This window comes from Streptomyces thermoviolaceus (assembly GCF_045209695.1).
GTDB classification, from domain to species: Bacteria; Actinomycetota; Actinomycetes; order Streptomycetales; family Streptomycetaceae; genus Streptomyces; species Streptomyces thermoviolaceus.
The window spans coordinates 228,822-251,091 of record NZ_CP109280.1; the positions used below are offsets into that span (position 1 = coordinate 228,822).

At 74.1% G+C, this 22,270-nt stretch carries 17 protein-coding genes; 11 read left to right on the plus strand and 6 right to left on the minus strand.

The window, feature by feature from the left end; all coding sequences use genetic code 11:
- Window positions 1-196 precede the first annotated feature (196 nt).
- Window positions 197-2,980, plus strand: coding sequence for a SpoIIE family protein phosphatase/ATP-binding protein (locus OG899_RS01015; protein WP_168131009.1), 2,784 nt, complete (start codon window positions 197-199; stop codon window positions 2,978-2,980).
- A 286-nt stretch (window positions 2,981-3,266) separates the two neighbouring features.
- Window positions 3,267-4,601: a lipase family protein gene (locus OG899_RS01020; protein ID WP_125498272.1), complete on the plus strand. Its 1,335-nt coding sequence runs from the start codon at window positions 3,267-3,269 to the stop codon at window positions 4,599-4,601.
- Between the two features lie 132 nt (window positions 4,602-4,733).
- Here the strand turns inward: OG899_RS01020 and OG899_RS01025 are convergent, their stop codons facing one another.
- The 3 genes from OG899_RS01025 to OG899_RS01035 all read right to left on the minus strand — a co-directional run bounded on the left by OG899_RS01025 (window position 4,734) and on the right by OG899_RS01035 (window position 9,275).
- Window positions 4,734-6,575 (minus strand): phospholipase C, encoded by a 1,842-nt coding sequence (locus OG899_RS01025; RefSeq protein WP_125498271.1) that lies wholly within the window; start codon window positions 6,573-6,575, stop codon window positions 4,734-4,736.
- 169 nt (window positions 6,576-6,744) lie between these two features.
- Entirely contained in the window at window positions 6,745-8,061 is a 1,317-nt protein-coding gene (gene efeB, locus OG899_RS01030; RefSeq protein ID WP_268245734.1) for an iron uptake transporter deferrochelatase/peroxidase subunit, read from the minus strand.
- Entirely contained in the window at window positions 8,058-9,275 is a 1,218-nt protein-coding gene (locus OG899_RS01035; protein WP_168131008.1) for an EfeM/EfeO family lipoprotein, read from the minus strand. Before OG899_RS01035 ends, efeB begins: the two co-directional genes overlap by 4 nt.
- 360 nt (window positions 9,276-9,635) lie before the next feature.
- Here OG899_RS01035 and OG899_RS01040 point away from each other — a divergent pair, with 360 nt between their 5' ends.
- From OG899_RS01040 to OG899_RS01065, 6 genes are read left to right on the plus strand one after another with little or no spacing between them, the layout of a single operon-like run.
- Window positions 9,636-11,237 carry an ATP-binding protein gene (locus OG899_RS01040; RefSeq protein WP_125498268.1) on the plus strand — a complete coding sequence of 534 codons (1,602 nt, stop codon included), beginning with the start codon at window positions 9,636-9,638 and terminating at the stop codon, window positions 11,235-11,237.
- Window positions 11,234-11,641, plus strand: coding sequence for a roadblock/LC7 domain-containing protein (locus OG899_RS01045; protein WP_125498267.1), 408 nt, complete (start codon window positions 11,234-11,236; stop codon window positions 11,639-11,641). The genes OG899_RS01040 and OG899_RS01045 overlap by 4 nt, the downstream gene beginning before the upstream one ends.
- Window positions 11,638-11,985 (plus strand): DUF742 domain-containing protein, encoded by a 348-nt coding sequence (locus tag OG899_RS01050; RefSeq protein WP_125498266.1) that lies wholly within the window; start codon window positions 11,638-11,640, stop codon window positions 11,983-11,985. The genes OG899_RS01045 and OG899_RS01050 overlap by 4 nt, the downstream gene beginning before the upstream one ends.
- A complete protein-coding gene (locus OG899_RS01055) occupies window positions 11,966-12,592 on the plus strand; it encodes an ATP/GTP-binding protein (protein ID WP_373296023.1) in 627 nt (208 codons plus the stop codon). Before OG899_RS01050 ends, OG899_RS01055 begins: the two co-directional genes overlap by 20 nt.
- Window positions 12,589-13,806: a cytochrome P450 gene (locus tag OG899_RS01060; RefSeq protein ID WP_125498265.1), complete on the plus strand. Its 1,218-nt coding sequence runs from the start codon at window positions 12,589-12,591 to the stop codon at window positions 13,804-13,806. Before OG899_RS01055 ends, OG899_RS01060 begins: the two co-directional genes overlap by 4 nt.
- Window positions 13,807-13,808: 2 nt before the next feature.
- Entirely contained in the window at window positions 13,809-15,065 is a 1,257-nt protein-coding gene (locus OG899_RS01065; RefSeq protein WP_168131007.1) for a cytochrome P450, read from the plus strand.
- 234 nt (window positions 15,066-15,299) lie between these two features.
- Here the strand turns inward: OG899_RS01065 and OG899_RS01070 are convergent, their stop codons facing one another.
- Entirely contained in the window at window positions 15,300-15,521 is a 222-nt protein-coding gene (locus tag OG899_RS01070; protein ID WP_125498263.1) for a hypothetical protein, read from the minus strand.
- 362 nt (window positions 15,522-15,883) lie between these two features.
- On the opposite strand from OG899_RS01070, the gene OG899_RS01075 reads away from it, so the two are divergent.
- From OG899_RS01075 to OG899_RS01085, 3 genes are all read left to right on the plus strand, one after another.
- The gene (locus tag OG899_RS01075; RefSeq protein ID WP_125498262.1) at window positions 15,884-17,659 is read left to right on the plus strand and encodes an FUSC family protein; all 1,776 of its coding nucleotides are present in this window, start codon (window positions 15,884-15,886) and stop codon (window positions 17,657-17,659) included.
- 7 nt (window positions 17,660-17,666) lie between these two features.
- Window positions 17,667-18,572: a LysR family transcriptional regulator gene (locus OG899_RS01080; protein WP_168131006.1), complete on the plus strand. Its 906-nt coding sequence runs from the start codon at window positions 17,667-17,669 to the stop codon at window positions 18,570-18,572.
- A 414-nt stretch (window positions 18,573-18,986) separates the two neighbouring features.
- Window positions 18,987-20,087, plus strand: coding sequence for a PP2C family protein-serine/threonine phosphatase (locus tag OG899_RS01085; protein ID WP_185867856.1), 1,101 nt, complete (start codon window positions 18,987-18,989; stop codon window positions 20,085-20,087).
- A 37-nt stretch (window positions 20,088-20,124) separates the two neighbouring features.
- Here OG899_RS01085 and OG899_RS01090 read toward each other — a convergent pair whose 3' ends face one another.
- Window positions 20,125-21,747, minus strand: a complete 1,623-nt coding sequence (locus tag OG899_RS01090; protein ID WP_168131005.1) for an NAD(P)/FAD-dependent oxidoreductase — start codon at window positions 21,745-21,747, stop codon at window positions 20,125-20,127.
- Window positions 21,740-22,240 carry an SRPBCC family protein gene (locus OG899_RS01095; protein ID WP_125498259.1) on the minus strand — a complete coding sequence of 167 codons (501 nt, stop codon included), beginning with the start codon at window positions 22,238-22,240 and terminating at the stop codon, window positions 21,740-21,742. Before OG899_RS01095 ends, OG899_RS01090 begins: the two co-directional genes overlap by 8 nt.
- Window positions 22,241-22,270: the final 30 nt, after the last annotated feature.

Consider the following 22,270-nt stretch of genomic DNA (forward strand, 5'->3'; position numbering starts at 1 on the left):
CCGGGACACCGGCCCGCCGCGGCCCGCGCGGAGCAAGCCGCTGCCGCCCGGCTTCGGGCTGCGCCGCTGTCCGGCGCCGCCACGGCCGGTGCGGCACGCCGGCGCCGGATAGCGGCGCAGCCGGGCGGGTACCCGAGCCGTGCAGTCGGTCCCATCGGTCGCCCGTCCTCGGCGGGCCGTGTGCAGAACTGGGAGCATGCTCGGACGATTCCGCGGATCCCGGTCCCAGGCGGCGCCGCCGCCCGGAGACCGGCGGTCGGCCGGTCCGTCCACCGCCGCGCGGACACGGCGGCACGCCGGACACCGCCGCCGCACGCTCCCGGGCCCCGGCACGCTGGCCGCACAGGTGTTCCTGCTGCAGGTGGTCGTGATCCTGCTGCTGGTGGCCGCGGCGACCAGCGCTCTGGTGCTGCAGGCCCGGCACGACGCCGAGACCAACGCGCGGCAGCGGTCCCTGGCCACCGCGCAGACGCTCGCGCACGCCCCCGGTACGGCGGCGGCCCTGCGCTCGTCCGATCCGACACCGCTGCTGCAGGCGGCGACGGTGCGCGCCAAGGACGGCGCGGACCTCGACTTCGTCGCCGTGCTGAACACCGCGGGGACACGGGTGGCCGACAGCGCGCCGGACCGCGTCGGCACCCGGGCCCGGGACGTCGGCCGGGCCCTGGCGGGCGAGACCTTCACCGACCTCCACCGCGGCGAGCCGACCGAGGCGGTGCGTGCGGTGGTGCCCGTCACGGACCGGAACGGGCGGGTGGTCGGCGTCGTCCAGGCCGGCATCCGGGTGGGCACCCTCGGGCATCTGCTGGACCGGCAGGTGCCCATGATGGTGGGCGGGGCGACACTCGCTCTGGCGCTGGCGACCGGCGGCACCGCCCTGGTCAGCCGGCGGCTGCGGCGTCAGACCCACGGCCTGGACCCGGCCGAGATGACCCGGATGTACGAGCACCACGACGCGGTGCTGCACGCGGTCCGCGAGGGCGTGCTGATCGTCGGCGCCGACGGGCGGCTGCTGCTCGCCAACGACGAGGCGCGCCGGCTGCTGGATCTGCCGCCGGACGCCGACCGGCGGCACGTCACCGAACTCGACCTGGGGCCCCGGCTGACCCGGCTGCTGGTGGCCGGCGAGATCGCCTCCGACCAGGTGTGCCCGGCCAAGGACCGGCTGCTGGCGGTCAACACCCGGCGGACCGCGCCGTACCGGGGCGCGCCGGGCCTGGTGGCCAGCTTCCGGGACACCACCGAGCTGCAGCGGCTCTCCGGCCGGGCGGAGGTGGCCCGGGGCCGGCTGACCCTGCTGTACGAGGCCGGGGTGCGCATCGGCACCTCGCTGGACGTGCGGCACACCGCCGAGGAGCTCGCCGAGGTGGCGGTGCCCCGGCTGGCGGACGTGGTGACCGTGGAGTTGCTGGAGGCCGTGCTGGAGGGCGAGGAGCCCACGGGGGCCGTGCACCGGATGCGGCGCACGGCCGTGCGCGGAGCCCTGCCGGACACCCCGCTGCAGCCGGTCGGCGAACAGATCCGGTTCGTGGTGGCCGACACGCCGATGGCGGCGGCGCTGCGGCGCGGCAAGGCCGTGCTGGTGCCGGATCTGCACCGGGCGGAGGACTGGCGGGCGCACGACCCCGAAGGGGCGCGCCGGGTGCTTCGGTCGGGGATCCATTCGCTGATCACGGTGCCGCTGCGGGCGCGCGGCGTGGTGCTCGGCATGGTCAGCTTCTGGCGGGGCGGCGGCACGCCGCGGTTCGAGGAGGAGGACGTCGCGGTCGCCGAGGAACTGGGGGCGCGGGCGGCCGTCGCGATCGACAACGCGCGCCGGTACGCCCGGGAGCACGAGATGGCGGTGACGCTGCAGCGCAGTCTGCTGCCGCAGGACCTCCCGGAGCAGGACGCGCTTGAGGTGGCCTGGCGGTATCTGCCGGCCCAGTCGGGGGTGGGCGGGGACTGGTTCGACGTGATCCCGCTGCCCGGGTTCCGGGTGGCGCTGGTCGTGGGCGACGTGGTGGGGCACGGGCTGCACGCCGCGGTCACCATGGGCCGGCTGCGCACGGCCGTGCTGAACTTCTCCTCGCTGGACCTGCCGCCGGAGGAGCTGCTGGGGCACCTGGACGAGATGGTGGGGCGCATGGACGTCCTCGGCGGCGGGGACGTCGAGGGCTCCCTGGTGACGGGGGCGACCTGCCTGTACGCGATCTACGACCCGGTGAGCGGCTGCTGCACCGTGGCGCGGGCCGGGCATGTGGCGCCGGTGGTGGTGGATCCCGAGGGCCAGGTGGCCCTCCCCGATCTTCCGCTGTCGCCGCCGCTCGGCGTGGGCGGGCAGCCGTTCGAGGCGGGCGAGCTGACCCTTCAGGAGGGCAGCCGGCTGGTGCTGTTCACCGACGGCCTGGTCGAGGACCGCAGACGGGACATCGACGAGGGACTGCGGATGCTCGCCGACGCGGTGGCGGGCTCCGACCGCACGCCGGAGGAGACCTGCCGGGCGCTGATGGAGACGTTGCTGCCGGGCCGGCCCAGCGACGACGTGGCCCTGCTGGTCGCGCGGACCCGGCTGCTGGCGGCGGACCATGTCGCGTCGTGGGACGTGCCGTTCGACGCGGCGGCGGTCTCCCGGGTGCGCGCGGAGGTGAACCGGCGGCTGGAGCAATGGCAGCTGCAGGACTCCCTGTTCGCCGCCGAACTGATCCTCAGCGAGCTGCTGACCAACGCCATCCGCTACGGCGCGCCGCCGGTGCGGGTGCGGCTGCTGCTGGGCCGCACCCTGGTGTGCGAGGTGTCCGACGGCAGCAACACCTCGCCGCGGCCACGGCAGGCGACGACCACCGACGAGGGCGGGCGCGGCCTGTTCCTGGTGTCGCAGTTCGCCGAACGGTGGGGCACCCGGTACGCGGCCCACGACAAGGTGATCTGGGCGGAGCTGAACCCTGGCGGGGTCACGGAGCCCGATCCGACGGCGCTGCTGGACCAGCTGGCCTGGTGAGCCGCGCCTCCCGAAGGCACCCCGGTCCGGGGCGCAGGGGCTGGACCACATCCCCCACCTGACGCACACTCATATTACCGAATCGTAACCTCCTGGATACTTACCGGCGGTAACAGGGGCTGGGTACGGTCTCTTCCGTCATGGCCCACCGGCACGAGGCAGCCGGTGGACGCACCTGCCGCCCCGTGCCCTTCTGTCCTGTCCTCGTGCCCGGACCGGCCCGAACGCCGCCCGAGGGCGACGAGGGCTTCGTCACTCCTGTCCCGCCGATCCAGGAGGTCCCGCCATGCCCGTGCGCAGACGTCTGCTCGCCGCAGCGCTCACCGCCCTGTCGTGTCTCGGCGTCCAGGCGCTCGCGGCGACCGCCGCCGAGGCGTCCACCGCCTCCGCGTCCGTGGTCTCCCGAGGCGTCACCATCCCGGAGTTCTACGATCCGCCCGCCGAACTCCCCGCCGCCGACGGCACCCTGATCCGCAGTGAGCCGCTGCGGCTCGCGCTGTGGCTGCCCTCGCTCCACGGCCCGCTGCCGGGCCGCGCCACCCGGCTGATGTACAAGTCGACCGACGCGAACGGCGAACCCGTCGCGGTCACCGGCGCCTACATCGAGCCGACCGCCCGCTGGAAGGGATCCGGGCCGCGTCCCCTGGTCGTCGTGGCACCGGGCACCATGGGCCAGGGCGACCAGTGCGCGGCCTCCCTGGGCCTGGAACATCCGATCACCCTCAACGGGAAGACGGTGTCGGTGGGGTACGAGGACCTGTCGATCTACCGGCTGCTGGCCCGGGGCACCGCGGTCGTGGTCACCGACTACGTGGGCCTGGGCGCCACGGACCGGCTGCACACCTACGTCAACCGCGTCGACGAGGCCCATGCCGTCCTCGACGCGGCCCGCGCCGCCCGCTCCGTCGAGGGTGCCTCGGTCACCGCCGACTCGCCGGTGGGGCTGTTCGGCTACAGCCAGGGCGGCGGCGCCACCGCGGCGGCCGCCGAACTGCAGCCCCAGTACGCCCCGGACGTCCGCCTCGCCGGCACCTACGCGGGCGCACCGCCCGCCGACCTCACGAAGGTCACCGAGGGCATCGACGGCACCGAGCTGACGGGTGCGCTGGGCTGGTCGCTCAACGGCTTCCTGCAGAGCGACCCGGAGCTGCGGCCCATCGCCGAGGCCCACCTGAACGCCGCCGGGAAGGACGCCCTGGCCGACCTGTCGACCATGTGCGTGGGCGACGCGATCCTGCGCTACGGCTACGCCAAGAGCAGCAAGTGGACGACCGACGGGCAGACCCTGAGCGAGATCATCGGCTCCACCCCGCAGCTGCAGGAGTTCCTGGACACCCAGCGCATCGGCCGGCTCCGCCCGGCCGGTCCGGTCCGGGTCGCCACCGGTACCCAGGACGACCTCGTACCGCACGGGCAGGCCCGGCAGCTCGCCGTCGACTGGTGCGCCCAGGGGGCCGACGTGGTCTACGAACCCGTCGTCCTGCCGGACGTGATCAGCCCGCTGCTCAACCACTTCGGGCCGCTGCTGACCGACCAGGGCGCGGCCGTCGACTGGCTCACCGACCGCCTGGCCGGCAAGCCGGCCGCCTCCACCTGCGCGACGCTGCCGTCGCGGCCCTGACGGCGCCCCCGCACGACGAGGGGCCGCCCCGCTCCGGGCGGGACGGCCCCTTGTGTCCTCCCTCTCCTCCCCCGGCGTCCGCCGGCCGGGACCGGACAGCGCGTCAGGAGGAGCGAGCCGTGTGATGGGAACTCAGGCGGTGCCCCGGGCGCGGCGCCGCAGGGTCAGGTACGTGCCGGTGGCCCCGACGGCCAGCACTCCGCCCACGGCGAGTCCGACCGGCACGGCCGGGAAGGCGGAGGACTCGGTGACGGCGGCCGTGTTCCGCATGTCCGGGCCCGGGGTGATGCTGGTGGCCACCGGGCGCACCGGCCGGATCGGGCCCACGGACTTGACCGATCCGTCCATGTTGAGCAGCACCTGCTTGTTGTTGGGGTGCCGGAAGTCGAACAGCCCGGTCAGCGGTCCCGCGGTGGCGTCGAAGGAGTGGTCGCCGATGCGGCCGGTGTGCCAGTTGTCCTCGATGAAACGCAGGATCGAGGCCTGGTCGGTCTGCGTGTGGTCGACCTTGTTGACCTTGCTGTACGGGGAGATGACCAGCAGCGGCTGGCGGGTGCCGGGTCCGCAGCGGTCCAGGTAGCCGCCGGCCGGCTTCGGTCCCTGCCGGCAGGCCGGGCTGTCGGTGGCCTTGCCGTTGGAGCCGATCGAGGTGTCGGTCGAGCCGTTGCGCACCTTCGCGTAGGCGTGGTCGTACCAGCCGTCGGAGTCGTCGTAGGCGATGACGATCGCGGTGGACTTCCACTGCGGCGAGCTCTGGATCGCGTTGATCTGCTCGACCAGGAAGTGCTGTTCGTCGATCGGGTCGGAGTAGCCGGCGTGGCCGTCCTGGTAGGCGGGCGCCTTGACGAAGCTGACGGCCGGGAGCTTGCCCGCCTTGAGCGCCGCGTGGAAGTCGGTCAGGTCGTAGTTGTGGTTGGCCTGCCCGTCGTGGCCGATCTCGTCGACGCTCTTCGGCGGCAGGTGGTGCGGGTTGGCCGTCGACTTGTAGTAGGCGAACGGGTTGTGGTGCGGGCTGTAGTCGACGACCTCGGCGCCGCCGACATTGGCGTGGGCGGTCTCGCACTTGGCGTACTCGCCCTTCTTGCCGCTCCACGCGGTGGAGGGCCGGAAGCCGCCCTGGAACCAGCCCCAGCTGACGTGCTTGGCGTTGAGCAGGTCACCGATGTTGCGGCCGGTCATCACGGCCAGCGCGCTGCCGCTGGTGTGGTTGTTGCCGGAGCAGTCGTCGAAGGCCGGGTCCGGGTCGTTGATCATCGTCCCCACACCGTGCTCGTCGGGGGACTGGACCACGTACGGGTCGGGGGTCGCGGTCTGCTTCGGGTTCTCGGTGCCGGAGTCCGGGTCGACGGAGATGATGCCGTGCGTCTGACCGGAGATCAGGTTGATGGCACCGGGGGTGGACGGGCCGTAGTTGGAGCTGAAGGAACGGTCGCTCATCGCGTAGTGCTGAGCGTAGTTCCACATGGCGGTGACGGTGTTGCCGTCGTAGTAGTCCATCACCAGGCCCGGCTCGCCGAACAGGCCGCCGCTGCACTTGTCGACCTCGGTGTTCTGCACGAACCGGTCGGCCTTGCCCCCGTTGTAGGCGTACTGCTCGGGGCCGTAGGAGTGGTTCTGGTCGCAGGTGACGGCCTGGTCCGGGCCGAGGCGCTTGGGCGGGTACTGGTTCGGGTTGTTCTCCAGCAGCCCGGCGTTGGCGAGGGTGTCGATGTCCTTCGGAGTGTTCTTCGCCGCGGTGAAGGGTGTGCCGTCGGTGTTCGCGGCCTTCGGGTAGGTGGCGAAGTAGTGGTCGAAGGAGATGTTCTCGTCGAACAGGACGACGAGGTGCTCGATCGGTGTGGCCGTGCGCGGCTGTCCCTCTCCGGCGGACGCGGCGGCCCAGCCGGGCGCGCTGCCGCCCAGCACGGCGAGTGCCGCGGCGCCGGCCAGCGCCCCGAGACTCCGTATCGTTGCTCGTCTTCTCCTGCTGGCCATGTCTGTCACCCTCCGGGCAGGATCGTTGCGAACGGACCGGGACGCTCCGCCGGTTCGGCGGTGCGACGGCTGAGCCATGATGACGTGCGGGTGAACGCCGGGGAAAGAGGACGCGCGACAAAGTCCGATCTTGTAGTGACCACATGGGTCACCTCCGTGCCCGTCTCGGTCAGCTCAGCAGCGCGCGCCCGTACCAGTCGGTCTCGTCCCGGACTCCGGGCAGGGCGAAGAAGTAGCCGCCGCCGAACGGCGAGATGTAGTCGGTGAGCGGCTCGCCCTCCAGCCGCCGCTGCACGGTCTCGAACTGGCGCGCGAGGTCCTGCTGATAGCAGCAGAACAGCAGCCCCATGTCGAGGTTGCCGTTGGCGTCCAGCCCCCGGTCGTAGTTGTAGGCGCGGCGCAGGATGCGCTGGTCGTCGGTGGCGGCGGTGCGCGGGTTGGCCAGGCGGATGTGCGCGTCCAGCGGGATCACGTCGCCCTTGGGGTCGGCGGCGTAGTGCGGGGTGTCCTCCTCGAGGTTCCCGTCCAGCGGGGCGCCGGACTCCCGGGCGCGGCCGATCATCCGTTCCTGCTCGGTGAGCGAGACCCGGTCCCAGAACTCCACCAGCATGCGGATCACCCGGACGACCTGGTAGCTGCCGCCGGCCGTCCACTGCGGCTCGTCCGCGCCGGCGCCCACCCACACCAGGCGGTTCATCTCGCGGACGTTTCCCGGGTCCGGGTTGGCGGTGCCGTCCTTGAAGCCGAGCAGGTTGCGCGGGGTGCCCGAGGGCCTCGGCGGGCTGGTGAAGCCGTCCAGGCGCCAGCGGACCTGGGCGGCACCGCGGGTGTGCCGGGCGATGTCGCGCAGCGCGTGCAGCACCGTGTCCTGCTCGTCGGCGTGCAGCTGCAGGCTGAGGTCGCCGTGGCACCACTCGGGCCGCAGATCGTCGTCGGGGAAGGACGGCATGGTCGTCAGGCGGCGCGGCCGGCGTGGAGCCAGCCCGTACCGCTCGTCGAACAGGGAGGCGCCGACGCCCACCGTCACGGCCAGCGCCCCGGAGGGCAGCCGGCCGCCGAGCAGGCCGGAGTCGGGGGGCGGCCCGGTGATGCCGACCGGTTCGGGCGTGCCTCCCGAGGTGAGGAAGCGTGCCCGGTCGGTGAGCGTGCGCATCAGGTCGGTCAGTTCGGCCCGGGTGTCCACGGTGACGTCCAGGGCGACGAACGCGCAGGTGCGGCGCGGGAGCGCGGTGATCGACCACTGGTGGGGGCCGTGGAAGGGAGGCAGAGGCGCGCCGGCCGCGCCGAAGGTGCCCGCGGCCCGTGCGGTGGCCCCGTCGGCGGGGGCGGCGGCCCCGCCCGCGGCGACGGAGGCTCCCGCGAGGGCGGCGCCGCGCAGGAAGCGCCGCCGTCCCAGTGCCGCCGCATCCTGCCGCGTGCCGCCGGGTGTCCGCCGCCGCCCGTTCGGTCGCCCGGTGTCCTCCGGTTCCCGTCCCGGCGCCTTCACGCCACCCTCCTCGGGTCGCACAGCGTGGCCACGGAGGCCAGGCGTTCCACCAGGTCCCCGAAGACGGCGTCGACCTTCTCGCGCTGGGCACGGGTCAGCCGGCCGAGCGGGGTCCACCGGTCACCGTGGTGGAAGCCGTCCACGACGTGCTCGGCCCGGTCCAGTTGCCGCTGCAGGTCCGCGTGACCGGCGTAGCGGGTGGTGAGCAGCGGGCGCAGCCGGGACAGCACGGCACGGGTGCCGTCGAGGTTGGCGCGGGCGGTGGCGAGACTGGTGCCGCTGCCGTAGTCGGTGCGTCCGGTCAGCTCGAACTGCACGGTGTTCTCCAGGATCTCGTGGGCGCGCAGGCCCAGTTGGGCCGGGTCCATCCGGGCCTGGGCCCAGTCGTCGCGCAGGGTGGTCAGGGCGGTGACGAGCGCGGCGGCCGGGGCCTTCAGGCTCCGGGTGCTCTCGCCGTGCCACAGCCCGTACTCGATGCGGTGGAAGCCGGTGAAGTCCGGATCGTGCACGCCGCCGGGCAGTCCGGCGTCGGTGCCGTTGATCACGCCGTCCGCGTCGCCGAAGGCGTCGTAGGCCGCTCCCAGCCGCTCGTACTGCAGGTGGGCCGGCAGCCAGGCGGCACGGGCCGCGTCCGCGTCGCCGCGGTCGACGGCCTGCTGGAGCCGGACGGCCCGTGCCACCGCCTCGTCGAGTCCGTCGGCCACCCAGCGCTGGTAGTCGAGGGCGGGCGGGATCAGGTCGTGGGCGGTGACGGGCGGGGCGGCCGGCCCGCTCCGGCCGCGGTCGATGCGGACCGTGGGGCCGGTGGCCGCGTCGACGTCCTCCGGCAGGCAGCGGAAGCGGTAGGTGCCCTTGCCCAGGCGGACGGTGAGCGGGCGGGTGGTGCCGGGGCCGATGTCCTCCACCTCGCCGTAGACCGCGCCGCTCGCGGCGTCCTCCAGGAACACCTCGGCGGCCCGGTGGAAGGTGTTGTGCAGGTCGAAGACCTGCAGGCCGGGCTCGGGCGCGTCCCAGCCGCGGCCGCACCGGCCCGGCGAGACCTCGACGGTGGTGTGCGGCAGCCCGTCGGCGCCCACGTCCGCCGTCCCCGGGGTGCGCGCGGTGCGGCCGTGGGCGAGCCCCAGTGCCAGTGCCCCGGCCAGGACCAGGACCACCGCCAGCGCGAGCACGGCCCGCCCCCTCGGCGAGCGCAGCCCCCGGCCGGTCGACTGCATGCGGATTCCTCCCCCGGTAGGGCACCGATGATCACGACATGGTAGGCAACAGCCCTGCCCGTGGACAGAGATGAGCGAACCGAGAGACCGCGGACCCCGCCGAAGCCGGGCAGGCGGGGACCACCGGCCGTCGGAACGGGGCCTGTCGACCGCTGAGGACGACGCCCGTCGACCGCCGAGATCGACAGATTGCGAACAGATCTTTACCAATAAGATCGCCAAGGCTCGTATAGTGACCGACAGTTGACCACCACCTACGCATCCATAGCCACACCTATCGCACACCCCAGCCAGGACCTGCCCACGGACAGACCGAGGGCCGCCCTCCCGCGAGCGGCGGCCCGCCCGAGGACCCGATTGATGACCGCCCCCACGCCTCGCGGCGAGCGCCCAGCCCTCCGTACGCTGCTCCCCCTGCCCTTCCTGACGGCCGTCGTGGCCTTCGCCGCGGCCGCGGTGCTGGTCACCACGGCACCGGAAGCCGCCCGCACCCGGCTCGCCTGGGGCACCGGCTGCGGAGCCGTGGTGCTGGTGATCGCCGTGTTCGCGGCGGTACGGGCGGCACGGACCGCGCGGATCGCCCGGCAGCGGCTGGAGTCGACGCGTCAGGAGACCGACCGCCTGCGCCAGGAGAACGCGCGGCTGACCACCCAGACGCACCGCGAGCGGCAGCAGCTGACGGACGAACTCGCCCGGCAGCGCGCCGAGTACGCCCAGTCGCTGGCCCAGGACAAGGCCCGGCTGGAGGAGGAGAGCGCCCGCGAGCTGCGCCACCTCACCGAGGAGAACGCCCGTCTGACCGAGGAGCTGAAGCAGGCCCGGCGGGCCCGTGACGCCGCGGTCTCCGCGACCGCCAGCGTGGCCGGCCGGATGCAGGCGCTGACCACCGCCATGCTCGCCGACCTGCGGGCCATGGAGGAGCGCCACTCCGACGAGCAGGTCCTGGCGGACCTGCTGCACCTGGACCACCGCACCGCGCAGGCCGGCCGGCTGGCCGACTCCATCGCGGTGCTCACCGGCGCCCGTTCGGGCCGCCGCTGGGCGCGGCCGATCCCGATGGAGTCGATCCTGCGCGGCGCCATGGGCCGGATCGGCGCCTACCGCCGGGTGCGGGTGCACGCCACCAGCGAGGCCGCCGTGGCCGGGCACGCCGCCGAGGGCGTGATGCACGCGCTGGCCGAGATCCTCGACAACGCCACGAACTTCTCGCCGCCGACCTCCGAGGTGCACGTCTACGTCGAGGAGGTCCCCGCCGGCGTCATCGTGTCCGTGGAGGACAGCGGCCTGGTCATGGGCGAGGTCCAGCTGCGCCGTGCCGAACGGGCCGTCTCCGGCGAGATCGACAGCATCGGCGGTCTGACCGGCACCCGGCTCGGACTCGCCGTCGTGGGCCGTCTGGCCCGCAGGTACGGCCTGAAGGTGTCCTTCCGGCCGTCCGCACGGGGCGGCACCGGGGTGCTGGTCCTGCTCCCGCAGGAGATTCTCACCTCGCCCGCCTCCCCCTCCTCCGTGCCGGCGCAGCCGTCCCGTACGACCCCCAAGGAGGAGCAGCGGGACACCCGCGCCGCCGAGGCTCCGCGGCAGGAACGGTCGGCTCCCGCTCCCGCTCCGGAGCCGGTGCACGAGAGCCCGCCGGACGACTCCGACGCCGACACGACCGAGCGCGTGGCGGGCCTGCCGCGGCGGCGCCGCGGCCGCACGCTGGCCGAGGCCGAACGCGCCCGCGCCGCCGCCCGCTCCTCCGCGCCGCGCCCGGCGTCCGGCCCCCAGGACGCGAAGACCCGCGTCGCGCGCTTCAGCAGCTTCCGCAAGGCCGTGCGCGCGAGCGACCCCGAGCAGCCGGCACCGCCCGGCGCGCCCGACGGACGGTCGGCGCCCGAGAGCGACGCCGCTCCCCCGGCCGACGCGGCCCCCACCACCTCCCACCCCAACGCGCATCCGGAAGGCGACACCACTTCATGACCGGCCAGACCACCGCCGACGACAAGCTCACCTGGCTCCTGCAGGGCCTGTTGGAGCGGACCCCGGGGACCCGGCACGCGCTCGTGCTGTCCCGCGACGGACTGAAGCTGTGCCGCACCCCCGAGCTGACGGTCGACCAGGCCGACCAGCTCGCCGCGATCGCCGCCGGCATCCAGTCGCTGTCCCACGGCGCCTCCGCCGAGTTCGGCGACGGCAGCGGCGGCGTGCGCTCGGCGATGACCGAGTTCTACGGCGGCGTGCTGTTCATCGTGGAGGCCGGTGAGGGCGCGCACCTCGCCGTGATCACCGACGAGGACGCGGACGCCGGACTCGTGGGGCACAACATGAGCGAGTTGGTCGAGCAGCTGGGCGAGCACCTGACCGCTCAGCCCCGGACGTCATGAGCCGGCCGGGCAGGGACGACGCCCCGGATCGTCTGTACACGATCACCGGCGGGCGTACCAGCACGGGCCCCGACGACCCCTTCGACCTGGTGACCCTGGTCGTCGCGGAGTCGGACCCGGTGCCGGGCATGCAGTCCGAGCACGCCGCGATCCTGCGCATGACCCGTTTCCCCACGGCCGTGGTGGAGATCTCCGCCGAGCTGCGTCTGCCGGTGAGCATCACCAAGGTGCTGCTGTGCGACCTGCTGGCGGCGGGCCGGGTCAGTGCCCGGCATCCGCGTGCGGCAGCCGTTTACGACCCCGACATCCTGGAGCAGGTGCTCGTTGGACTCCGCAATCTCTGAGACGCGCACCCCACTGGGTGCCCAGGCAGACAACGGCCTGAAGATCGTGGTCGTGGGCGGCTTCGGCGTCGGCAAGACCACGATGGTCCGCTCGGTCAGCGAGATCCGTCCCCTCAACACCGAGGAGACGATGACGCAGGCGGGCGAGCATGTGGACGACCTCACCGGTGTCCGCGGCAAGACCGCCACGACCGTGGCCTTCGACTTCGGCCGTATCACGCTGGACGCGCACAATGTGCTGTATCTGTTCGGCGCGCCCGGCCAGGAACGGTTCTGGTTCCTGTGGGACCGGCTGTTCTCCGGCACGCTCGGCGCGGTCGTGCTGGTGGACACGCGTCGCATCGACGACTCGTGGTACGCCATCGACCGCCTGGAGCACCACGGCACGCCGTTCATCGTGGCCTGCAACGACTTCGGCGGCCCCCGGTACAGCCACGACGAGGTCCGCGAGGCCCTCGATCTCGACCCCCGGGTGCCGCTGGTGGACTGCGACGCACGCTCACGCGAGTCCTGCAAGCAGGTCCTCATCACGCTCGTCGAGCACCTGAAGAACCAGTACACCGGTCAGGCCGCGCAGTCGGCCCTGCCCCCACAGGAGTTGGTGTGATCCCTGACGCCGTTCCGCTCAGCGGCCCGGAGTTCCAGAGCGATCCCGGCCGCGTGTACCGCGAGATGCGGCGTACGCACGGCCCGGTCGTCCCGGTGCTGCTCGACGGCGGCATCCCGGCCTGGCTGGTGCTGGGCTACCGCGAACTGCACCAGGTCTCCGGTGACCCGGTGCTGTTCAGCCGCGATTCCGACCTGTGGAACCAATGGGAGAACATCCCCGAGGACTGGCCGCTGCTGCCGATGATCGGCCACAAGCAGCCGTCCATCCTGTACACGGTCGGCGAGCGGCACCGGGAGCGCGCGGCGATGCTCTCCGAGGCGCTGGAGGCGGTGGACCCGACCGAACTGCGGTGGCACGCCGAGCGGTTCGCCGACGAGCTGATCGACGCGGTGTGCTCCCGGGGCGAGGCCGACCTGATCGGCGAGTACGCGATGCTGCTGCCGGTGCGGGTGCTGGCCCGGCTGTACGGGTTCTCCGACGAGGAGGGCCCGGCTCTGGTCACCGCCCTGAACGACATGATCGACGGCCGTGAACGGGCGCTGGACGGCCAGGCGTACCTGGCCAGATCCATGGCGGAGCTGATCGCCGCGCGCACGGCGCAGCCGGAGGACGACGTGGCCTCGCGGCTGGTCGCCGGCAACCGCGGGTTCACCGACCGGGAGCTGGCCGAGGACCTGATGGTGATGATGGCGGCCGGCCATCAGCCCACCGCGGACTGGATCGGCAACTCGCTGCGCCTGATGCTCACCGACGACCGTTTCGCCGCGTCCATGTTCGGCGGCCGCAACAGCATCGCCGAGGCCATGAACGAGGTGCTGTGGGAGGACACCCCCACGCAGAACGTCGCCGGGCGCTGGGCGTCCCGGGACACCCAGCTCGGCGGCCGGCACATCCACGCCGGCGACATGCTGGTGCTCGGCCTGCAGGGCGCCAATTCCGACCCGCAGGTGCGCACCCACGGTTCGGCGCTGACCGGTGGCAACAGCGCCCACTTCTCCTTCGGCCACGGCGAGCACCGCTGCCCCTTCCCCGCTCAGGAGATCGCCGAGGTGATCGCGCGGAAGGGCATCGAGGTGGTGCTGGACCGGCTGCCGGACATCGATCTGGCGGTGCCCGCCGAAGCCCTCACCCGCCGTCCCTCGCCCTGGCTGCGAGGGCTGACCGAGTTGCCCGTACGGTTCACCGCGACCCCTGCCCTGAAAGGCGGCTGACGATGACAACCGGCACCACAGGCACCACCGGCACGACCATCAGCGACGACACCTCCCGCATCGTCCTCGATCCCTTCGTGACCGATCTGAACGGCGAGAGCGCCCGGCTGCGCGCGGCCGGTCCGCTCGCCGCGGTCGAACTGCCGGGCGGTGTCCCGGTGTGGGCGGTCACCCATCACGCCGAGGCCAAGGCGCTGCTGACCGACCCCCGGCTCGTGAAGGACATCAACGTCTGGACGGCGTGGCAGCGCGGCGAGATACCGGGCGACTGGCCGCTGATCGGTCTGGCCAACCCGGGCCCGTCGATGCTCACCGTGGACGGCGCCGAGCACCGTCGGCTGCGCACACTGGTCGCGCAGGCGCTCACCCCGCGCCGGGTCGAGCACATGCGCGGACGGATCGAGCAGCTCACCGCCGAGCTGCTGGACGCCCTGCCGCTGGATCAGGACGTGGTCGATCTGAAGGCGGAGTTCGCCTATCCGCTGCCGATGTACGTCATCGCGGATCTGATGGGCATCGACACGTCGCTGCTGCCCCGGCTGAAGGTGCTGTTCGACAAGTTCTTCTCCACCCAGACGCCGCCGGAGGAGGTCGGCGCGACGCTGGAGGAGCTGGCACAGCTGATGAGCGACACGGTCGCCGCGAAGCGGCGGTCGCCTGGTGACGATCTTACCAGCGCACTGATCGCGGCCTCCGAGAACGGCGACCAGCTCACCGACGAGGAGATCGTCTCCACGCTGCAGCTGCTGGTCGCGGCCGGCCACGAGACGACCATCTCGCTGATCGTCAACGCGGTGGTCAATCTCTCCACGCACCCCGAGCAGCGTGCGCTGGTGCTCTCCGGACAGGCCGAGTGGTCCGCGGTGATCGAGGAGACGCTGCGGTGGTCCGCGCCCACCTCGCACGTGCTGTTCCGGTTCGCGACCGAGGACGTCCCGGTCGGCGACCGCGTCATCCCGAAGGGCGACGCGCTGATCGTCTCCTACGGGGCGATCGGCCGCGACGAGCAGGCGCACGGACCGTCCGCGGGCGTCTTCGACATCACCCGGGAGACGAAGAACCGTCACATCTCCTTCGGCCACGGGCCGCACGTCTGCCCGGGCGCCGCGCTGTCCCGTCTGGAGGCCGGTGTCGCGCTGCCCGCGCTGTACGCCCGCTTCCCGCAGCTCGACCTGGCGGTGCCCGCGAGCGAGCTGCGCAACAAGCCGGTGGTCACCCAGAACGACCTGTACGAGCTGCCGGTGCGCCTGCGGCCGTAGGGCCGCCGTGCGGAGCCGTGCTCCTGTGGCCGCAGCACCGCCTCGGGGAGCGGTGAGACTGCGGTCGTAGCACCGCGTCACGACACGGTGCGCCTGGAGCGGCAGCGCCATTTCCCCGGACGACACGCGGTGCCCGGTGTCCCGTTGCCTTGCGGGCGCCGGGCACCGCGTGTGCGTGGGGGCGTCGGGCAGGGGCCGAGCCGTGCGCGCCCCCGGTCGCCGTATCGCTCCTGCTCAGCCTCGGCCGCGGGACAGGCCGTGCGGGGGGACCACGGTGGGTGCGGCGTCGTCGTGGGCCGGGCCGGTGGCGGTGGTCGCCGGGTTGTTGTCCCCCGCCGCCGTGCCGCCGTCCTCCGCCGCCCGGGACGGCTGCAGCGGGCCGAGCAGCAGACCTCCGCCCAGGGCCAGCACGGCCACCACCTGCCGCCCGCCGATACGTCCCACATGACCGGACAAACGTCCACCTCCCTGTCGCGTCGCACCGGGCGGTCGTGCCCGGCACAGGGAGGCTGACAGATCCGGCGTCCGGGCATCCGCAGGTCGTCCACGACCCCCACGGACGGGGGACTGACGTGCATCCGGTTGACGAACAGGTGTGCCGTTCCCGATGCACCGCACCGGGCGAATCACCGCGTTCCGGCCATCCCGTGCGCTCCGCCGCATCCGGTGGAGCGCGCGAAGCAGCAGGTCAGGGCCCACTCATGCACCGTATGCATGGAAACGTTCCCCATCCGGCATTGGACGCATGCGTCGGATTGATCAACCCTGGAAGGGAACGCAACTTCCCCGTTCCCTCACCCAAGGAGTCCGATCCGTCGATGAAGGCATCGCGTGGTCCTCTGGCGGCAGTGAGCGGCATCGCGCCGAGCCCGGCGTCGTGCGCCGCTGCCGCGCGGGGAGCCGTCGCCCTGGCCGTCCCTCTCCTGCTCGGTGTGTGGACCGGGGCCGTGGTGCCCTCCGTGGTCGCGGGCATCGGTGCCCTGTGGGGCGTCGGCCAGGACGGCTTCGATCCCTACCACCACCGGGTGCGGCGGCTGGGCGGCATGGGTCTGTGCGCCGCGGCCGGTCTGCTCGCCGGTGAGCTGGCACTGCGCAGCGGGCACCCGGCGGCCGTGACCGTCTGTCTGGTCGCCGCCGCCCTGGTGGCCGGGGCCGTCGGCCTGCGCGGCCGCATCGGCGCCGTGTGCGGCATGCATCTGCTGCTCGGCGTCACCGTCGGCGGCGGCATCCCGATGCCGGGCCCGTGGTGGCACGCCCCGCTCGCGCTGCTCGCCGGAGTGCTCCTGGTCGTCGTGCTGTCCGCGGCCCCGTGGCTGTGGCGGCGCCACGACGTCGAGCGGGCCGCCGTGCTCGCCGTGTACCGGGCGGCCGCCGCGGCCCTGTCGGCGGCCGGAACCCCGGCGGCCGAGGACGCCCGGCGCCGCCTGACCGCGGCGCTCGACCACGCCCACCACGTGATGGACCGGCATCTGACCCACGACGGCCGGGAGCAGCCGGAGCGGGCGGCCCTGCGCGAGGCCTTCGACACGGCCGTCCGGCTGGGCGAGGTGACCTCGGCCCTGCTGTGGGAGGGCCGGCCGCTGCCGGCGCGCGCGATTGAGGTGCCCGCGCTGCTGGCCGCGCGGCTGCTGCCGGCCGCGGGACGCCGGGCCGGACGCGCCGACGCCGGCCTGCCCGCGCCGGCCGACGCGCGGGCGGTGCCGGGCCCCGAACCGGACACCCCGGGCCTGCGGGCGCTCGCCGCCCTGGCGGCCCGGGCCGACCGGGCACCGTCGCCCGCGCTGCCCGCCCGGCTGCCGACGGCTCCCCGGCACGGCCGCGCCGCCCGGGTGCGCTACTCCCTGCTGCTCGCGCTGTGCGTCCTGCTCGCCCAGGTGTGCGCCGAGGTGCTGCACGAGCCGCGCGGCTACTGGCTGCCGATGACGGTGGCCTTCGTCTACCAGCCGGACTTCGGGCCCGTGGCCCGGCGGGCGCTGCACCGCGTGGTCGGCACGGTCGTCGGGGTGGCCGCTCTGGGCACGGTGGCCCTGCTGACCCAGAACACCTACGCGCTGATCGGCGCGGTGGCCGCCTTCGCCGCGCTGATGGCCGTCGGCGTCCGCCGGCACTACGCGCTGGCCACGACCGGCCTGACCGCGATCGTGCTGGTCCTGGTGGATCTGCTCGGCGACCACCGGCAGCTGTACGGGCCGCGGATCCTGGACACCGCGCTGGCCTGTGCGATCGTCCTGGTGGCGCATCTCGTGCTGTGGCCCCGGTCCGCGGCGCAGCGGGCCGTCGCGCTCACCGAGGCCGCGGTGGGCGCCGCGCAGCGCTACGGCCGGCTGGCCGACGAGGTTCCGCCGGCCCAGCGGCACGCGCTGCGCCGCACCGCCTACCACCTGCTCGCCGAGGCACGGCGGGCGGTGGACCACGCCCGGGGCGAACCGGGCCGCCGCGGACGCGACCTTCCGTCGCTGCAGGAGCTGGCGGAGGCCGTGACCACGGCGGAACGGCTGTGCGACGCCGTCAGCGCCCGCACCGTCGCGGCCCGGCCCGTCGTCCGCCCTCACCCGGTCCCCCGGTGCGCGCCGTTCGGGCCGGTGGCAGGATGATCCGGCGATGGATCTTCAGGTGCTGCGTTCCTTCCAGGCGGTGGCCGAGGGCCTGACGGTCACCGAGGCCGCCGCCGAGGCCCGTGTCACCCAGCCCGCTCTGTCCCGGGCGCTGCGCCGGCTGGAGCAGGAGGTCGGCGCGGAACTGCTGCAGCGCGTCGGCCGGGTGCTGTGCCTGACCCCGGCGGGGCGGGTGTTCAAGGAGTACGTCGACGCCGCCCTGGACAGCTACGACCGGGGGCGTCGGGCGGTGGCCGAGGCCGTCCACCCGGACACGGGCCTGGTGTCCCTGGCCTTTCTGCACACCCTGGGCACCTGGCTGGTGCCCCGGCTGGTGACCGGGTTCCGCGAGGAGTTCCCCGGCGTCCGTTTCGAGCTGTACCAGCACGGCGAGCAGGGCCTGGTCCGGCATCTGCTGGACGGCACCGCGGAACTGATGATCACCAGCGGTGACCCGGAGCACCCGCTGATCACCTGGCGGCGGCTGCTGGTCGAACCGCTGTGGCTGGCCGTGCCGGTCCGGCACCGTCTGGCCCGGCGCGACCGGGTCCGTCTGGCCGAGGTCGCCGACGAGCCGTTCATCCTGCTCAAATCGGGCTACGGGCTGCGCAGCATCACCGAGTCGCTGTGCCGTGAGGCGGGATTCGGGCCGCGGGTCGCCTTCGAGGGCGAGGAGGTGCAGACCCTGCGCGGCCTGGTCGCGGCGGGGCTGGGCGTGTCGCTGATCCCCTCGTCGCCGGACACGGCCGCCACCCCGGACTTCCCGATCCGCTATCTGGAGCTGACCGATGTGCGCGGCGCCCGGGACATCGGGATCGCCTGGCTGACCGGGCGTGCCCTGCCGCCGGCGTCCCGCAGGTTCATCGGCCACGCGCTGCGGGCCACGGCAAAGGTGGCGGACGGCCGGCGGTGAGCGGGGCGGGCCGCGCGCCGCGCCGGGGTCGGGGCGGCCGGCGACACGGGCGCCCGGGCCCGTCGGCCGTGACCGGACGTGTGTCACCCGTTCGGCCCCACCGCCTCGCCGTGCGGGCTGACATGCCGTTGCCTGGAGCAATGGGGCACTGCACGCGGCCGGGCGCCGCAGGCTGGTGGTCTTGACCAAGCCGTCGGGAGCTGTTGTGAACAGGCCGCCTGAGTCTTTCCCGCCCGAGTCCTTCCGTGACGACGCCCGACCGGGCCCGGGCCGTACACCCGGGGTCCGGCCGGGACCGCCCGTGCCCGCCGCCCGGCCGCGACGCCTGCGGCCCGGACCGTGCCGGAGCGTGCGGTGAGGCTGCCCGGGCGGGGCGGCGCCGGCCGGGCACGGGCGCGCGACGACCGGCATGCGATGCCCGCACCTCCGGCCCGGCTGCGCTGGCTGCCGTTCGCGTATCTGGTCGCGGTGCTCGCCCTGGAACCGCTCACCCCGGTGGACTGGCCGGTGAGCTTTCTGCTGATCGCCCTGCCGCTGGTCGCCGCCTACGCCTACGGTCCGCTCGGCGTCGCCGTCCTGACGGCGCTGGCGATCGTCTTCGAGGGGGTGCTGGCGGGGACGCCGTGCTGCGCGGGGCGTCCGGTGGCGTATCTGTGGGACCGGCACTATGTGGCCAACTACCTGTGCACCGGGCTCGTGGGTGTGCTCGGCGGTCTCCTGGCCGTGCACCGGCTGCGCCGGGAGCGCACCCTCGCCACGGTCCGCAGCGTCGCCGAGACCGCGCAGCGGGTGCTGCTGCGTCCGGTGCCGCGCCGGCTGCGGCAGGTGTCCGTGGAGACGCTGTACGTGTCCGCGGCGGCCGAGGCCCGCATCGGCGGCGACCTGTACGAGGTGATGTCCACGGAGTACGGCGTGCGGCTGCTCGTCGGGGACGTGCGCGGCAAGGGCCTGGTCGCCGTGGAGACCGCCGCGGCGATGCTGGGCTCCTTCCGGGAGGCGGCGTACGAGGAGCCCGACCTGATCGCCCTGGCCCGGCGCATGGAGCGCAGCATGAGCCGCCACGCCGCCCAGCTGCCCAGCGACGAGGCGGCCGAACGCTTCGTCACCGCGGTCTTCGCCGAGATCCCCGACCAGGAGCCGGTGGTGCGCCTGGTCAACTGCGGGCATCCTCCGCCGCTGCTGATCCGCAAGGGCGGGGCGACCGAGCCGCTGCACGGCGACCCGGCACCGCCCATCAATCTGGGCTCCCTGACCGGCGACGGCTACGAGCTGCAGGTCGAGCCCTTCCACCCGGGCGACCAGCTGCTGCTGTACACCGACGGGGTCACCGAGACCCGTGACGCCGACGGCTGCTTCTACCCGCTGGCCGAGCGGGTCGCGCCGTGGGCCGGGCTGCCGCCCCGGCAGCTGCTGGACCGTCTGCACGAGGACCTCGTCGCCTACAGCGCCGGGCGGCTCGACGACGACATCGCGGCGCTCGTCGCCCACCGGCTGCCCGGGCCGGGCCACGTCTGAGGCCCGTGCTCCGCCGTCCTCCCCCGGCTCGGCGTGATCAGCCGGCCTGCCGTCCGTCCCGGCGGTCGCGGCTGCGCGCGCACCCCGCGCCGGTCCAGGTCCGGCGCATCCGGTGCCGCAGGGCGGCGCGGGCGGCGTTGGCGCCCGGCGCGCCGTGCACGCCGCCGCCCGGGTGCGCCCCGGCGGACGCCAGGAACAGGCCGGCCACGGGCGTCGCGGGGCGCCCGGTGCCGGGCATCGGGCGGAACACGGCCTGCTGGTGCAGGGCGGTGGTGCCGCCGTTGACGGCACCGGCGTCCAGGTTGCGGTCGAGCGACTGCAGCGTGGGCGGGGCGAGGACCCGGCGGGCGCGGACGACGGCGCGGAAGCCGGGGGCGAACCGCTCGACCTGGCGTTCCACCCGGTCCGCCATGATCTCCTGTTCCCGGGTGTCCCAGACGCCGGTCAGCCCTTGCCCGCCCGCGTCGTCGGTGACCTCGCGCGGTACGTGAGTGTAGGCCCAGGCGGACTCGGTGCCGAGCGGGGAGCGGGTGGCGTCGGTGGTGGTCATCTGGCCGAACAGCGCGAACGGCCGGTCGGGCACCTGCCGCATCGCGATCTGGGCGGCGAACCGGGTCAGCTCGTCCACACCGTCGGCCAGGTGGACGGTGCCCGCGCCCACGACGCTCTCGGCGGCCCAGGGGACCGGCCCGTCCAGCGCCCAGTCCACCTTGAAGGTGGCGAAGTCCCACTGGAAGCGGTGCAGGTCGGAAAGCAGCCGGGCGGGCAGGTGCTCGGCGCCGACGAGCCGGCCGTACAGCACCGGCACGGCGACGTCGGCGAGGACGGCGTGCCGCGCGGGGACCTCCTCGCCGTCGGCGGTCAGCACGCCCACGGCGCGGCCGGAGCGGACGAGGATGCGTGTCACGGGCCGTCGGCAGCGCAGCACACCGCCGCGGGCCCGCAGCCGTGCGGCGAGGGCGGCGGTGAGGGCGCCGGCCCCGCCGACCGGGACGGGGAAACCGCAGGTCTGGCCGAGCATGGACATCAGCCAGCCGAATCCGCCGCTGATCGCGGACTCCGGGGCCAGGTCGGCGTGGAGCGCGTTGCCGGCCAGCAGCAGCCTGCCGCCCTCGCCGCGGAACTCCTCCTCGCCCAGCCGGCGCACCGGCAGCAGCAGGGTGCGGGCCAGCCGCAGCCCGCCCGCGGCGCGCACACGGGCGGCGAGCCGCAGGGCGGGCCCCACCGGCGGGAACGGGCCGAGCAGCGCGTCGGTCAGCTCGGTGCCCACGTGCTGCCACATCCGGTGCAGGCGCCGCCAGGCGTCGCCGTCGCCGGCGGCGAAGGCGTCCAGCGAGGCGGCGGTGACGTCGACGCTCCGGTCGAGGACGGCGCACCGGCCGTCGGTCAGCGGGTGCGCCAGCACGTGCGGGGCGTGGGTCCAGCGCAGGCCGTGCTCCGCCAGGTTCAGGCGGGCGATGACCGGGGAGGCGGCCGCGAACGGGTAGAAGGAGCTGAACAGGTCGTTGACGAAGGCGGGATCCACGCCGCGGTCGTGGCGGACCGCGCCGCCCGGCTCGGGCTGCTCCTCCAGGACCTCCACGGTCCAGCCCGCGTCGGCCAGCAGGTTCGCGGCGACCAGGCCGTTGGGGCCGGCCCCGACGACCACCGCGTCAGGCATGCGCCGCCCCCGGCCCGGTGGGCGGTGCGGATCCGGAGCCGGCCGCCGGGTCCTGGGCTCCGGCGTCCCGCTCGCAGCAGCGGGCGAGCCGGGCGAGCATGGCGCGGTGCCGGAGCTGGATCAGTGCCTCGACGCCCGCGTTGTGCAGCAGGCCGCCGGCACCCTGCAGCGGGTGTTCGTCGACGAGCACCAGGCAGTGCTCGCCCCACGAGCGCAGTTCCAGCGCGATCCGTGCCGTGCCGAGGAAACCCGCCTTGGCCTCCAGTTCGAGCACGGAGCCCGCCACGCAGCGGCGGACGACGGTCCGGTCGGTCAGGCTCACCGGGCCCAGGCGCACCTGGAACTCGAGTGTCGCGCCCACGGCGGGCCACTGTCCGCGCACCGGTGTGGTGGAGGAGGTGCCCACGACCCACTCCCCGTAGCGGGTGCCGTCCGCGAGGACGTTCCACACCGTCTCGGGAGAGGCCTTGATCAGGCGGTGCCGGACTGCCACTCGTGCCTCCGCGGGGTCGCTGCCGACGTG